Genomic DNA, 14,949 nt, shown 5'->3' with positions numbered 1-14,949 from the left:
TTCCTTGATTAGCCCGTCTCCGCGCGGCAGGGTTGAGGAGTCAGGCTGTCGGCAACACTCAGCCAACAGCTCCCACTCGGACCCGAACCTGGAGAAAACATTGGACAACGCACGTCCTTTTCGCACCGCCACGGCAACTGCCGCACTAACGCTCGCCGCCGCCGTCGTACTCCCGTCCGCTGCGATAGCCGCGCCTCCGGCACCGGACGCGCCCGACACCCGGTCCGCAAGCACCGCCAGCCGCCCTGCCCATGCTCCATACGCAGGGCTTCCCGATGGGACCAAGCGCAAGAAGACCTTGGTGATTGGCCTCGATGGCGCCGCAATCGCCAAGTTTCCCGCTGCCGGCGTGCCGAATATCCAAAGCGTGGTCGACTCCGGCATGACCGCCAAGAGCAACCTGTTCGCTAACCCGATGGCCCCTACCGTCTCGGGAGCGGGCTGGTCGAGCATCGCGACTGGAGTGTGGCCGGACAAGCACAACGTGGTGGACAACAACTTCACGGCACCCAATTACAGCCAGTACCCGGACTACCTGAGCCGCCTCGAATCGACCCAACCCAAAGCCTCCACCCTGGTTGTGGGCACTTGGTCTCCCATCCCCCAAACGGTGTTCGGCGAAAAGGTTGACCTGAGGATCGCCGGAGGAAACGACGCCGGCACCACGGCGAAGGCCGTGGATTACCTTGCCAATGGCAACCCGGACAGCACGTTCGTCCACTTGGACGAGGTTGACGGCGCGGGCCACTCCTACGGCACCGAGCGTGAGGAATACCTGGCAGCCCTGCGCACGGCGGACGGCCAGGTCGGCGAGATCCTGAATGCCGTGAAAAACCGTCCCAGCTACACGTCCGAGGATTGGCTGGTGGTTCTCACAGCCGACCACGGACACACCCCCACAGGTGGCCACGGTGGCAACACACCCGCCGAGCGCCAGACGTTCGTCATCGCCGAGGGCAAGGGGATCAAGGCCGGTACCGTCCGCAACGACGTCAAGATCACGGACATCGCACCCACTGTGCTGAAGCACGAAGGAGTCAAGACCGACGCCGCCTGGAACCTCGACGGGCAGGCCATCGCCGACATCAAAGCAGACGGCTTCGATTCCCTGCGGGACAGCCTGCGCACCCGCGCCGACGAAACCGCGCCAGCCGCCGATGTGAAGGGGTGGACCACCACCGCGCCCGAAGGCTGGAGTATCGACAACTCCGCCATGCCGGCCGGCGGTGTGACCGAATGGCGCGGCTGGTCGTTCGCCACCGACGAGTTCTGGACCAACACCGACCGCAACCAGGGCCGCGAGACCTCCGTCCGCAACCGCAACGTCTTCGCTGTCGCCGACTCCGACGAGTGGGATGACAAGGCACACGACGCCGGACAATTCGACTCCACCCTCATAAGCCCCGAATTTAAGGTCAAGGGCGGCAAGGCGGCAACACTGTCCTTCGCCTCGAACTACAGGATCGACGGACCCCAGAGCGGCGAAGTGTTTGTCAGCTACGACGGCGGAGTCCCGCAGCTGGTGAAGGCCTACACCGCAAACTTCAACGGCTTCGAATCCCTTGCTCTCGAGGTCCCCAAAGGTGCCAAGAAGGCCAAAATCAGCTTCCGATATACCGGAACCAACAGCGCCTTCTGGACAGTTGACCAGGTGAGGCTGGACCGCTGACCCGCCAACGGCAGGCTTAACCAAAGAACGACGGCGACGCTCCCCAGCACGGGAGGCGTCGCCGTCGTCGGTCTTTCGTCAGTAGCCGCTATTCGGTGACTGCAGCAGCAACAGCTGCGGTGACGGCCGGTGCCACGCGGGCGTCCAGCGGGCTCGGCACGATGTAGTCGGCGGAGAGGTCCTCCGCGGCGAGCTCAGCAATGGCGTTGGCGGCGGCGATCTTCATGGCGGGCGTGATGCGGCGGGCCTTGGCATCGAGTGCGCCACGGAAGATACCCGGGAAAGCCAGGACGTTGTTGATCTGGTTCGGGAAGTCGCTGCGGCCGGTCGCAACAACGGCCGCGTACTTCTGGGCAACCTCAGGGAGAACTTCCGGGTCCGGGTTGGACAAGGCGAACACGATCGACTGATCGTTCATCAGCTTCAGGTGCTCTTCGTCCAGCTTGGAGGAGGAGACGCCCACGAATACATCGGCGCCGGTCAGCCCCTCGCCCGGACCGCCGGTGACGCCGCGGGGGTTGGTGCGCTGGGCCATGCGGGCCTTGACGCTGCCGGGCTCGGCCACGAGGTCGGCGCGCTCAGCGTTGACGACGCCCTTGGAGTCGAGCAGGATGACGTCCTTGATGCCAACAGCAAGAAGAATCTCGGCAATGGCAATACCTGCCGCACCTGCGCCGGACACGACGACCTTGAGGCCGGCGAGTTCGCGCTGGGTCACCTTGGCTGCGTTGGTCAGGGCAGCGAGAACCACGACGGCGGTGCCGTGCTGGTCATCATGCATGACGGGGCAGTCCAGGGCTTCGATAAGGCGCTCTTCGAGTTCGAAGCAGCGGGGAGCGGAGATGTCTTCGAGGTTCACGGCGCCGAAGCTGGGGCGCAAGCGGACCAGGGTCTCGATGATCTCGTCCACATTGGTGGTGTTGAGCACCAGCGGAATGGAGTCGAGGTCGCCGAAGGACTTGAACAGGGCTGACTTGCCTTCCATGACGGGAAGGGAAGCGCTGGGGCCGATGTTGCCGAGGCCAAGGACGGCGGTGCCGTCGCTGACCACGACGACCAGGCGCTCGGCCCAGGTGTGGGTGCGGGCGAGCTCGGGGTTTGCGTGGATTGCGCGGCTGACCTGCGCAACTCCGGGGGTGTAGGCAATGGAAAGGTCGCGCTTGTTGTCCAGCGGGACGGTGCTGGAAATGGTCAGCTTGCCGCCTTCATGGGCTGCGAAGATCTCTTCTTCGGTCAGTACCAGGGCGTCGTTGTCTGTAGCGATTGTCTCGATGGACACGTCTTTGTCTCCTCAGGCTAGCCGTGGACCCACGGCACGATTCGGGCAGGAACAGAACTGCTGTAGCGGACCAAGGGTGGCTGGTCCGGCGTTGCTTCTGCAGATAGGGGGCTGCTAGCCGCTTCGGTGTTTCCAGCCTAAGGAGGGGTTGAGGGTACAAGATTCAATACCAAGAGAGACGATTCGAGAGTAAAACGTTCAACCAGAGCCAATTGTGATCCAGGTCATACAAAAAAGCGTGTTCTGAGAGCCTCGCGGTCTAGACCAGTGGGAACTTTTCGTCATTCACCGGTCAGCAGGGTGCAGGCTTTCTTCAGATCCTTCTCCGCCTCAAACAACGACAACCGACGGCAACGCACCGCCTGGACAAGACCACTGACCAGGTGCAGCAGGATCCTGGCCCTGACAGCATCCTTGCCCGTGTCCTTGCTCAGTGAACCAACCACTTCCTCGGACAGCGCATCGATCTCCCGCAATAGCTGCGCGGTGTCATCGTCCTTGCCTGCGGGCCGGATAAGACAGTGCTCCACACCCGGCTGCATGACCCTCAGGTGGAAGATCTCCATCATCAAACCCGCGAGCGCATGGCCCTTGCCTTCGCGACGACGAACACCGTCGCGAAGCTCCCGCAGCTGCTGCCTGTAAACGGCCAGCATCAGGTGGGCTGTGGAGGGAAAGTATCGGTACAGCGTGCCGAGCGGGATGTCGGCCCGCGCGGCGACGTCGGAAAGGCTCAAGGTATCGAACTGCCGCTGGGCAAAGCCGGCCGCCGTTTTCAGGATCCGGGCATAGCGCAGCTGCTGCCGCGGTGTCGTCGGCGCGGCGGCCATACGGGGCAACCCCGTGGTCAGGTCAAGGGAGTACGGTTCCAGTGAGTTTGATACGGGCATTTCCGGCGATCTCTTGGCAGGCTGACAAGGAAGCGGCCGGCTGGGGTCAAAGACCCGTGGCTGGCCGATCGCATCAATGATACGGGAGCTAAATGACCGTTTCCTGAGAGCTCGCCTGACCTGGAAGCGCGCATGCCGCTCCCAGCCATTGGCGTTCCGCCCGCATACACTTCATGAAGGTTTGAGCTGCTGCTTGGGAGGAACACAATGGGGAGATTTCGACGCCGGATGGCAGCAACGCTGCTGACTGCCGCTGTGGCGGCCATGGCACTTTGTCCCCTGCCGGCGTCGGCCGCTACCAGCAGCGGGCCGGACCCCATCCTCAGCGGTGAAGCGTTCGTCGGCCAGAAGCTCACAACTGAGATCGGCCCCTACACGTTCTATGGCTGCGGGGGCGGCAAGGGCCCGGATTTCACCATCTACTGGACCCGTGACGGATTCCTGGTCGCCGGCGAGACCGCGCGGACGTATGCCCTGCAGGCGGATGACACCGGAGCCCGCATGGCCGTCCATGTCACAGCCAGCAAGACGGCCTGTGGTGGCGAGTCGCTGCACAGCGACGAGACCAAGCCCGTGGGCGCCGCCAACCGGGCTGCGGGTTTCACCGGCCGAAGCTTCGAACTCCTGACGCGCGGCAACGACGGCGCGTTGCAGCTCTTCGGTCGCAAAGGCACCGCCTGGGAAGCGGCCCGGACCGTGGGCTGGGGCTGGAACATCTTCAATCTGACCCTGTCACCCGGGGACTTCAACGGCGACGGCAAGGGCGATGTGATCGCGAGGGACGCCGCCGGAACCCTGTATCTCTACGCAGGGGATGGAACGGGCGGTTGGAAACCGGCACAGACCATCGGCAAAGGGTGGAACGTCTTCGACACGATCGTCAGCCCCGGAGACTTCAACGGCGACGGCCACAACGACATCCTCGCCCGCGAACCGGGCGGGGCCCTCTACCTGTACCCGGGCAACGGCTCCGGAGGCTGGTTGGCGAGAACCGCCGTCGGGCAGGGCTGGCAGGTGATGGACGCGCTGCTGACGCCGGGAGACTTCAACGGTGACGGCAATGTGGACGTGCTGGCGCGCGACCGCAGCGGGTACCTGTACTACTACGGTGGCAATGGGGCCGGCGGCTGGACCAGGTCCTGGCTCATTGGGGTCGGTTGGAACGCGTTGAAGGCTGCGGGCGCGGCCGGCGACTTCGACAATGACGGCTTCAACGACGTTTATGGCGTCGATCAGCAGGGCCGCCTGGTGATTTATTACGGCAACGGCCGCACCGGTTGGCGCGGGTCTGAGGTCGCCGGGAATGGTTGGGGAGGTTTCACAGCGATCTTCTAGAGAAAACCCAGTCGCGGTAGAATTAGCCGCATAAAGTCTGGGGAGGACATCATGAACGCACCAACGCGCCCTACGTCAGGTGTGCGCCGAGTGGTGGCTGGCATTGCAGCGGCAGTTGTTGCCGCGGTGGCTTTCGCGCCCGCACCGGCCATGGCAACCATGGACCCTTCGAATCCCGTGATTCATGGCGCGCCGTTTGTCGGCTCAACGCTCACGCTTGAGATCGATCCTGCTTCCTACCGTGGCTGCGGCGCCGCTGCCGGCCCGGACTACCGGATTTACTGGACCCGTGACGGCGTCCTCGCCGAGGACCACTGGGACTGGTGGCGCTACACGCTGGGCGAAGAGGACCGCGGCAAGACCATCGCCGCCCACGTCGCAGCCAGCCAGAACGGGTGCGAGCCGCTGGAAGTCTCCAGCGAAGAAACCGCCCCCATCTCTGCCTCCAACAGGGCAAACGGCTTCACCAGTCGCGGCAGTTACGAAATGCTCGCGCGCCGCACTGACGGCACGCTCATGCTTTACCCACGTCTGAACAACGCCTGGGAGTCAGCCAGAACGGTCGGCCCAGGCTGGAACGGCTTCGGCACGGTGGTTTCGCCCGGCGACTTCGACTCCGATGGCACCAACGACATCCTGGCCAAGGATTCCGCCGGAAATCTCTTCCTCTACGCAGGCAAAGGCGACGGCGGGTTCTACGCCGGACGCCAGGTAGGCAGTGGTTGGAACGCGTTCAATTCCGTGGTCTCCCCCGGTGACTTCAACGGTGACGGACACAATGACATCCTTGCCCGCGATTCCGCCGGGCTCCTGTATCTGTACCCGGGCAACGGCGACGGCGGCTGGCTTGGCCGGTCGGTTGTCGGCAGCGGCTGGAACGTGGTCAACAAGATGATCACGCCCGGTGACTTCAACGGCGATAACAACGTTGACATCCTTGCCCGCGACGCTGCCGGTGCATTGCGCTTGTACCGAGGCAACGGTGCAGGCGGCTGGAACGGAATGACCGTCGTCGGCCAGGGCTGGGGCGGCATGACCACCATTGGCGCGGCTGGCGACATCGACGGCAACGGCAATGCAGATGTTTACGCTGTGGACGGCTCCGGCCAACTGCTTGCTTACTATGGCGATGGCGACGGCGGCTGGAACGGCGCCGGTGCCATCGGTTGGGGCTGGGGCGGGTTCAACGCAGTGTTCTAGGGGGAACCATGACAACTCTTTCTTCCATGCGTGACGCGGGGACAGGAATTCGCATCCTCCTGGCCGCTCTTTTGTGCGCCGCGCTGGCGATCGCAGTTCCTACCCCGCGCGCCGTGGCCGCAGGACCGGACGTACCGCTGCCCACCGTAGTGACGCGGACATCGCCGGCCACAGTGGTACCGGGCAACACCATCTCCTTGTCGTTCACCCTGAGCGGCCCCGCCCAGGAAGTAGGATTCACCTACGTCAACGAAGACACGTTGGAGCAGGCAACCCTGTACGGGCCCACCAGCCAAGCGCCTGGACCGTACAGCGCCCAGGCCAAGATTCCCGCTAACGGCAGCGCATTTAAGCGGACAGGGCGCTACAAGCTCCTCAGCGTCAACATCGCGCTTCCAGCCGGCAAAGGCTCCGTCCGCTATGGCCGCGACGGCAACATCCTCTTCCTCAGCCAAGGCCTCGAAGCCCCGACCCAGCGGCCCGGCGCCCTGGACGGCGTCGACTTCTCCGTCAACAACCCCAACTTCCCGCTGATAGACAACCCCAACACCAAGCCCCCCGTCGTCTCCGGCGTGGCGCGCTATGACCAAGTGCTGACCACCGACAACGGCACCTGGACCTCCCCACCCACCGGCTTCGCCCACCAGTGGCTCCGCAACGGCCAGCCAATCACCGGCGCGACCCTCAACAACTACCGGGTAGCCGAAGCCGACCTGGACCAGACCCTGTCAGTCCGGGTCACGGCCACGAAGGCTGGATACCGGGCTGTGTCAGCATCCTCGCTGCCACTCACACCCACATCGCCCATCACTGCCACCGCCCCTACGCTGCAAGGCAGACTGACAGTTGGCGAGAAGCTCACCGGCGCGTTCAACGAGGGCAGCGTCGCCACGGGCACAGCCGGCGGCGCCGTCAGCGTCAAGTACGAATGGGTGCGGAACGGAACCCCAATCAACGGGGCCACCGCCAAAACCTACACCCTGACCGCAGCCGACCGTGGCGCCGTCGTCGGCTTCCGCGCGGTTGTCCAGGCTGGCAATCCCGCCACGGCCACGAGGCCGTTTACGGTCTACAGCCGCACTGTAGTGCGGAACAAGGCCCACACATCAGGGTTCGACGCCGGTACCTCCTTGGATCTGTTCGCCCGGAACGCTGCGGCGAACCTCCTCCTGTACCCCACAGACGGCGCCGGGCGTTGGCAAGCGGTGAAGACCATCGGGTTCGGCTGGGGTGGTTTCGATCTCGTTTTCAACGCCGGCGACTTCAACGGCGACGGCTTCAACGACGTCCTGGCGCGCGACGATGCCGGCACCCTGTTCCTCTACCCCGGCAATGGGACCGGCGGTTGGCTGCCGCGCAAGGAAGTCGGCTGGGGCTGGGACGTCTTTGACTCCGTCTTCGCCGCGGGTGACTTCTCAGGGGACGGCAACAACGACCTCCTTGCCCGGACGCCCTCAGGCGCCCTCGTCCTGTATCCCGGCAACGGGGTCGGCGGATTCCGCTCCCCCGGCGCCGTTGGCCAGGGCTGGGAAGCCCTCAACCAAGTCTTCTCCCCCGGTGATTTCGACGGCGACGGCAACCCCGATGTCATGGGCCGCGATGGTGCCGGGAACCTCCGGCTCTACGGCGGCAACGGCAAGGGTGGGTGGACGACAGCCAAGGCCATCGGCACCGGCTGGAACGTCATGGGCCGAATCGGCGGTGCGGGCGATTTCAACGGCGACGGCTTCAACGACGTCTGGGCCATCGACTCCGCCGGCCAACTGAACATGTATTACGGCAACGGCAGCGGCGGGTGGAAAGGCGCCGGTGTTGTTGGCTGGGGCTGGGGCGGGTTCACCGCTGTGTTCTAAGCCGATTTCGGTTGCGTTTTGGGTTTTGACTTGTCTTTTTCGTGAATCTTTGCCTGCGAATTCCCAGCCATCGGTTCTGCCAATGTACTCTCAATTCACTGACACCCGCCGGCCCCCTGGGACCGGCTTGAATTGGGGGAACAATGGGGAGCACTCGTCTGCGCCGTGCACGCACCTGGCTGGCCGCATTTGCGAGCGGCATCGTCGTGATTTCTGGTCTTGGTTTCGCGCCGGCTGCCCATGCCGACGACTTCTTCGCGCCGGTTCCGGTCGCCGTGTCGACGACGCCGAACTCGTTCGAGGCCGGAGGACAGGCAACATCGAGGATCACCTTCCAGGCAACAAGTCCCATCGCCGACGTGTACGTGGCGTTCCGACACGCAGCTACCAACACCGTTCACAGGCAGCTGACGCAGGGCTCCTACAACGCCTCTGACTCGACGTATTCATTTGACGTGTTCGCTGAACAGCAGACCCCATCAGGTGCCTATCTTGCCCAGTACGTAGAAATCCACACCACCGCGGGCAACGTAGTGGTCTACTGGCGCGACGGATCACTCATCGAGAACCAGGGCAACCTGGCTATCCCCGGAGTCGATGCAGTGAGGCTCGACGCCATGGACTTCACCTACTCCACCCCGCTGGATCGTCCCCACACCACCGGGTTCTACCGTGAGTACTGGGATCCCTACACCATGAACTTGATGGTCCGCGACCCCTTGGGCCGTCTGGGCATGTACACCACTGGAGGGAACGGCACATGGAAGGGAGCCTACGAAGTCGGCTCCGGATGGAACATCTTCAATGTGATGCTCGCAGCCGGCGACTTCAACAACGACGGCGAAAATGACGTGATCGCAAGCGACGCTTCCGGTGCCCTGTTCCTTTACCCTGGCGACTGGCATGGCGGCTGGTATCCGCGACAGCAGATCGGCTGGGGTTGGGGAATCTTCTCAACAATTATCGCAGCTGACGATTTCAGCGGAGATGGCAACAACGACCTCCTGGCGCGCAAGCCTTCCGGCGAGCTCGTTCTGTATCCAGGCAATGGACAGGGCGGCTTCCTCGCAGCAAGCACTGTCGGGTGGGGCTGGAACGGCATGACGTCCATCTTCTCCCCGGGCGACTTCGACGGCGACCACAAGCCCGACATCCTGGCCCGTGACACTGCCGGGAACCTGCGATTCTACGGTGGCAACGGACGCGGTGGATGGACCACCAGCAGCGTGATCGGCCAGGGGTGGAACGCCATCACCAAACTGGGTGGTGCAGGAGACTTCAACGGCGACGGCGCAAACGATGTCTGGGGCGTCGACACCTCCGGACAGATGCGCATGTATTACGGCAACGGCTCCGGCGGTTGGAAGACCTCGGGCGTAGTCGGTTGGGGTTGGGGCGGCTTCAATGCCGTCTTCTAGGAGCTTTCGATAGCTCATCCACGAGGATGCCCCGCCGATGGAATCGGGCAGGGTCCCTTAGAGTATTTTTCCAATTTATCTACCGCTGCCCGAATCAGGCAGCTTCTTTCCTGGAGGAAACCCCTTGGAGACCAGTACTCCTATGCCTGCCGTTGCGCGGAAGCGACGGCGCTTGTTTTCAGTCCTTGCCGCGTCTGTGGTGGCCGGTTTGCTTGCCACCTCGGCGCTGCCTGCACAAGCGGCTGTGCCGGCGATTGGGGTGCCTGCGCGCTTGGTCTCCATGGCACCACCGAGGCTCATAGGAGATCCGACGGTCGGCGGAGTGTTGAAAGCAGACGTCTCGTGGGCCAACCCGTCGGTATCGCCCGAAGGCGGAGCCCCCTCCTTCTCCTTTTACTGGACACGGGACGGCCAGGTAATTCCCGGCGCGACGAACCAGACGTACCGGGCCACGGCGGCGGACTATGGGCGAGCGGTCACAGCCTTCGCGACCGTAACGTATGATCCCGACTCTACGGTTACGCTCCAAGCCACGGAGACACTCCGCATTGCTGCAAAGCCTCGTGCGCGGGGATTCAACAGCGACAACACCATGGACATCTTCGCCCGCGACGCGGCCGGGAGGTTATTGCTCTACCCGACGGACGGCCGGGGGCACTGGCAGCCGGCCCAGGTCATCGGAACCGGGTGGAACGTCTTCAACCACATCTTCTCTCCTGGTGATTTCGATGGGGACGGCACAGTGGATGTCATGGCACGTGATTCCCAAGGACGGCTGTTCCTCTATCAGGGAAACGGCAGCGGCGGATGGAAGCGAGCAATCCAAGTCGGCCAGGGCTGGCAGGAATTCAACGCAATAGTGGGAGTCGGCGACTTCAATGGCGACGCCACTAACGACGTATTGGTCAAGGACAAGTCAAACAACGTCTTGCTGTACCCCGGGAACGGCAGCGGCGGATGGCTGCAGCCATACACCGCGGGGTGGTCATGGGGGCTCTACGACGTGATCGTGGGAGTCGGGCATTTCGGTGGAACGAGCAAGTTGGAAGTCGCCGGACGAAACGCGTACGGCGGACTCCAAATATTCCAGACCCGTCGCGATGGATGGTTCATCAACTTCGCAGAAACCGTTGGCTGGGGTTGGGGTGCCCTCAGCACGATCGGCTCCGCAGGCGATTTCAACGGCGACGACAAGATCGACGTTTTCGGCATTGACCGCAGCGGCCAACTGACCATGTACTACGGCAATGGCGCGGATTACTTGGCCAGCGGACTGCCCGGTAGCTTCTGGACGGGCCAATCGACTGTCGGCTGGGGCTGGGGTGGCTTCACAGCCGTGTTCTAGGCCTAGTCAACGCTCTTGATCTTCACCACGAACACGGCACCCAGGAGCCCGATGACTGCGGCGGCTACGTAGAGCGACACGTAGCCACCCCAGTACGTGACAAACGGGAAGGCGATCAGCGGGGCCACTACCTGGGGCAGCGAGTTGGCGATGTTGATGACGCCCAGGTCCCGCCCGCGGTCCATTGCGGTGGGCAGGACCTGGGTGATGAGTGCGAAGTCAACGGCAAGGTAGGCGCCGAATCCGATGCCCAGTACCAGCGCACCGGCAAGTCCCCCGATCCATGTGGGGGCAAACGCGAGGATCAACGACGCCACTGCGATGATGACGGATGACGCTATGACCAGAGGCTTCCGCTTTCCCATCCTGTCGCTCAGCCGCCCACCGAGCACACTGGTGATGATCACCGTGACGGCATACAGGCCAGTGAGGATCAGGACACCGAACTCTGGCTCTATGCCCTCAGTTTCCTTCAGGTGCACGGCGTCGCTGAGGAAGAAGAGCAAATACAGCGTGACCATGTGGTTGCCCGTGCTTACCAGCAGCCGCGTCAGCCAGGCCCAGGCAAAGTCCGGATAGCGTTTGGGCGAAATCCAGAATCCCTGGAGGAATTTCGCCAGGTTGAATGCGGGACGCTCGCCAAGCGGCAGGGGCTGATCGTCGCTCTTGAAAAGATAGAGCACGACGCCAGCCAGCAGCGCTGCGGCACAGACCCAGTAACCCATGGCGAAGTTACCGGCAACGACGGCGGCGATCACCGCGCCGACCAAAATACCCACCGTCTGCCCCATGGCAGCCAGCCCGCCCACAGTTCCGCGTTGCGGCACGGGTACGCGGTCCGGAACAGCGGCAGTGATGGCGGAGTACATGGCGTTGGCTCCGGCCTGCACGAGGCACCACAGGACGGTCATCACGGCAACGTTGGGAGCACCTGCCAAGGCAACCAACGCAACAGCGCCCAGGATGGCACCCATCAGCACCCAGGGAACACGGCGGCCGAACCTGGAGGTCGTACGATCACTGAAGGCGCCGAACAAGGGATTAGCGACCATGGAAACGGCTGCACCACAGCCGGTCACCAAAGCCAGGATCGCTTCCTTCTGCCCTTCGTCGAAGTGAGCTGCCTGCTGTCCCAAGAGCACTTGGAGTGGACCAAAGAAGGCCGCGTTGATGCCCAGGTTGACCAGCACCACTCCGGTGACCCATAGCGGCCGAACGCGTTCTACCGGTTCGGCAAGGGCCGTAGCGGTTCCCCGCGTTACGGCAGGATCCGGCACCGGACCCGGCAGGTCGGACAGGCTCATGGCAGGTTCCCCCTCGTTTCAATGTTTGGATTCAGCCTAGCGCGGCGTAGAGACACTGGACCGCCGTCGCGTTCTTTATCCACATAGGCCGAAACAAGCGCTGCTATAGCCCATGCACGAGCGTTAGTGTGGCCTCAAAGCTACTGAGGGGAAGCACTATGAGCGAGCAAGTAAATACCGCCGATCTTTACGACGAACGCGGCGAGGAACTTGAATCCATAGCCGTCCAGTTTCAAAACCTGGGTGGGCGCACCCACTTCAGCGGGCCGGTCCGCACTATCCGGTGCTTTGAAGACAATGCACTGGTGAAAGCCGTCCTCGGCACTCCCGGCGAAGGGGCCGTTCTGGTCATTGACGGGCAGGCGTCGCTTCGGACTGCTCTCATGGGAGACATGATTGCCGAAAGCGCGGTGGCCAACGGCTGGTCGGGTGTGGTGATCAACGGAGCTATCCGGGACCGCGAGGCCATTAGCCGGCTGCCGCTGGGCGTCAAAGCCCTGGGTAGCAACCCCAAGAAGAGCGCCAAGACGGGCGTAGGTGAAGTGGACGTTCAGCTGGTGATCGATCGCGTCCGCATCCAACCCGGAGTGATGATCTACTGCGACCCGGACGGCATCCTGGTGGAGCGCTGACCCTTCCCTCGTGGACGACTTAGACGGAAAGTGGAAGAAATATTCTCCCTTCGGGAATCAACTGGGCCGTAAGATAGTTACTGAAAGCAACTATCCTGCTTAATCCACTTTTCTGCCACCTCTGGAGAAGATATGTCCAAAACCACGCCCGTTCGGGCCGCCGGTGAGGTCCTGACCCATCGTCAGACCCTCACCGTCATGGTGGGACTCATGCTCGGCATGTTCCTGTCCTCGCTGGACCAGACCATCGTGTCGACGTCCATCTACACCATCGCCAACGACCTCGATGGCCTCTCGCTCCAAGCCTGGGCCACCACCGCGTACCTCATTACCTCAACGGTCAGCACACCCCTGTACGGCAAGCTCAGCGATATCTTCGGACGACGCCCGCTGTACCTCGTGGCCATCGTAATCTTCCTGGCAGGCTCTTTGTACGCGGGATCGGTGCACTCCATGACCGAACTGGCCATCGCCCGCGGCATCCAGGGCCTCGGCGCAGGCGGCTTGTTGGCGTTGGCCCTCACCATCATCGGCGACATCGTCGCTTTGAAGGACAGGGCTAAGTACCAGGGCTACTTCATGTCCGTATTCGGCATCTCATCTGTCTTGGGGCCGGTCATTGGCGGCGCCTTCGCTGGTTCAGCCAACATTCTCGGCTTCGACGGCTGGCGCTGGGTCTTCTTCATCAACCTGCCTATCGGACTCGCGGCACTCGTAGTGGTCTTCATGTACTTGCACCTGCCAGCGCGGCACGTGAAGCAGAAGATCGACTACTGGGGCGCCGCCGCAATCACACTGGCCATTGTTCCGCTGCTGCTGGTCGCAGAACAGGGCCGTACGTGGGGTTGGGCCTCCGCCGGATCGTGGCTCTGCTATGGCCTCGGCGTCATCGGCATCGTCGCATTCCTGCTCGCTGAGAAGCGCGCTGGAGACTACGCCCTGATCCCTCTGCGCCTCTTCAAGAACATGACGTTCGGGCTGTCATCGCTGCTGAACTTCATCATCGGCATCGGCATGTTCGGCGCCATCGCCATGCTGCCCATGTACCTGCAGCTAGTGAAGGGGCTGACTCCTACCGAGGCCGGCCTCATGATGATCACGTTTACCGTGGGCATCCTGTTCGGTTCCATCTCTGCCGGCCGCACCATTTCGTCGTCGGGCGTCTACAGAATCTTCCCGATCATGGGCACGGCCACCTTGGCAGCTGCGGCTACCGTCATGGGCCTTGTGCTTGGCGTCGACACCGGTCTGTGGGTTCCCGGCCTGATTGCCGTGTTCTTCGGCGTTGGTTTGGGCTTCTGCATGCAGCCCCTTACCCTTGCCATGCAGGTTTCGGTTCCTCCCAAGGACATGGGCGTTGGTACCTCCACAGCGGCGTTCTTCCGTTCCATGGGTGGTGCCGTGGGCACGGCAGTGTTCATCTCCATGCTGTTCAGCACTGCTGCCGATAAGATCGCCGACGGCATGAAGACAGCTGCGGCCAACCCGGACTACCAGGCCGTCATGAGGGATCCCGCAGTAGCCTCGGACCCCGCGAACGCCAAGCTGTTCGACTTCTTCAAGAACGGCGCCAATAACGAGTCCCTTAACGACACCAGTTGGCTCCACACAGCCAACAGCACGCTGACCAGGCCGATCACCGAGGGCTTTGCCCAGGCGATCGACATCGTCATGCTGACCGCAGCCGGGCTCATGATCATTGCGTTCCTGATCAGCTTCGCATTGCCGAATAAGAAGCTCACGGACCCGAAGGCTGCCGCCAAGGAATCGGTGTCCGCACACTAGGCAGGGACTCGCTCCAAGCACCATGAACAATAAGGGCAGGCAGTCCACGGACTGCCTGCCCTTATTGTGTGCGCCCGGCCAGTCCACTCTCGATAGTGCGTTCAACTAGTTGCACCAAAGTTCCCTCTTTTCACGCACTTGGCCCCGCGGAGGGCCCGCTCAGCCAACTCACAGCGGCCGAACAGACTTCGATGCGTTAACAACGTGAATACATGTCACGTCGGTCACTTGACTGGAAC

General features: G+C 62.8%; 11 protein-coding genes. 8 read left to right on the top strand and 3 right to left on the bottom strand.

The window, feature by feature from the left end; translation table 11 throughout:
• Window positions 1–100 precede the first annotated feature (100 nt).
• On the top strand, window positions 101–1,669 hold the full coding sequence (locus ACSSVG_RS12195) for an alkaline phosphatase family protein (protein ID WP_492415037.1): 1,569 nt from the start codon (window positions 101–103) through the stop codon (window positions 1,667–1,669).
• Window positions 1,670–1,757: 88 nt separating this feature from the next.
• Here the strand turns inward: ACSSVG_RS12195 and ACSSVG_RS12190 are convergent, their stop codons facing one another.
• Window positions 1,758–2,948: an NAD(P)-dependent malic enzyme gene (locus ACSSVG_RS12190; RefSeq protein ID WP_492415036.1), complete on the bottom strand. Its 1,191-nt coding sequence runs from the start codon at window positions 2,946–2,948 to the stop codon at window positions 1,758–1,760.
• A 281-nt stretch (window positions 2,949–3,229) separates the two neighbouring features.
• Entirely contained in the window at window positions 3,230–3,838 is a 609-nt protein-coding gene (locus tag ACSSVG_RS12185) for a TetR/AcrR family transcriptional regulator (protein ID WP_231340249.1), read from the bottom strand.
• 207 nt (window positions 3,839–4,045) lie between these two features.
• On the opposite strand from ACSSVG_RS12185, the gene ACSSVG_RS12180 reads away from it, so the two are divergent.
• The 5 genes from ACSSVG_RS12180 to ACSSVG_RS12160 all read left to right on the top strand — a co-directional run bounded on the left by ACSSVG_RS12180 (window position 4,046) and on the right by ACSSVG_RS12160 (window position 10,989).
• Window positions 4,046–5,173: an FG-GAP repeat domain-containing protein gene (locus ACSSVG_RS12180; protein ID WP_231340248.1), complete on the top strand. Its 1,128-nt coding sequence runs from the start codon at window positions 4,046–4,048 to the stop codon at window positions 5,171–5,173.
• 51 nt (window positions 5,174–5,224) lie between these two features.
• Complete coding sequence (locus ACSSVG_RS12175) at window positions 5,225–6,373, top strand: FG-GAP repeat domain-containing protein (protein WP_231340247.1); 1,149 nt, start codon at window positions 5,225–5,227, stop codon at window positions 6,371–6,373.
• A gap of 8 nt (window positions 6,374–6,381) precedes the next feature.
• Window positions 6,382–8,226 (top strand): FG-GAP-like repeat-containing protein, encoded by a 1,845-nt coding sequence (locus tag ACSSVG_RS12170; protein WP_492415035.1) that lies wholly within the window; start codon window positions 6,382–6,384, stop codon window positions 8,224–8,226.
• A 143-nt stretch (window positions 8,227–8,369) separates the two neighbouring features.
• Window positions 8,370–9,644 (top strand): FG-GAP repeat domain-containing protein, encoded by a 1,275-nt coding sequence (locus ACSSVG_RS12165; protein WP_231340245.1) that lies wholly within the window; start codon window positions 8,370–8,372, stop codon window positions 9,642–9,644.
• A gap of 172 nt (window positions 9,645–9,816) precedes the next feature.
• Window positions 9,817–10,989: an FG-GAP repeat domain-containing protein gene (locus ACSSVG_RS12160; RefSeq protein ID WP_492415034.1), complete on the top strand. Its 1,173-nt coding sequence runs from the start codon at window positions 9,817–9,819 to the stop codon at window positions 10,987–10,989.
• Between the two features lie 2 nt (window positions 10,990–10,991).
• On the opposite strand, the gene ACSSVG_RS12155 is transcribed toward ACSSVG_RS12160, so the two are convergent.
• Complete coding sequence (locus tag ACSSVG_RS12155) at window positions 10,992–12,293, bottom strand: MFS transporter (RefSeq protein ID WP_231340243.1); 1,302 nt, start codon at window positions 12,291–12,293, stop codon at window positions 10,992–10,994.
• Between the two features lie 158 nt (window positions 12,294–12,451).
• On the opposite strand from ACSSVG_RS12155, the gene rraA reads away from it, so the two are divergent.
• Window positions 12,452–12,925, top strand: a complete 474-nt coding sequence (rraA, locus tag ACSSVG_RS12150) for a ribonuclease E activity regulator RraA (RefSeq protein ID WP_231340242.1) — start codon at window positions 12,452–12,454, stop codon at window positions 12,923–12,925.
• Window positions 12,926–13,057: 132 nt separating this feature from the next.
• The gene (locus ACSSVG_RS12145; RefSeq protein WP_492415033.1) at window positions 13,058–14,710 is read left to right on the top strand and encodes an MDR family MFS transporter; all 1,653 of its coding nucleotides are present in this window, start codon (window positions 13,058–13,060) and stop codon (window positions 14,708–14,710) included.
• Window positions 14,711–14,949: the final 239 nt, after the last annotated feature.

This window comes from Paenarthrobacter sp. E2MeOHC11, from assembly GCF_058744955.1.
Note: the sequence above shows the minus strand (reverse complement) of the source record. Positions and strands in the feature narration are given on the sequence as shown.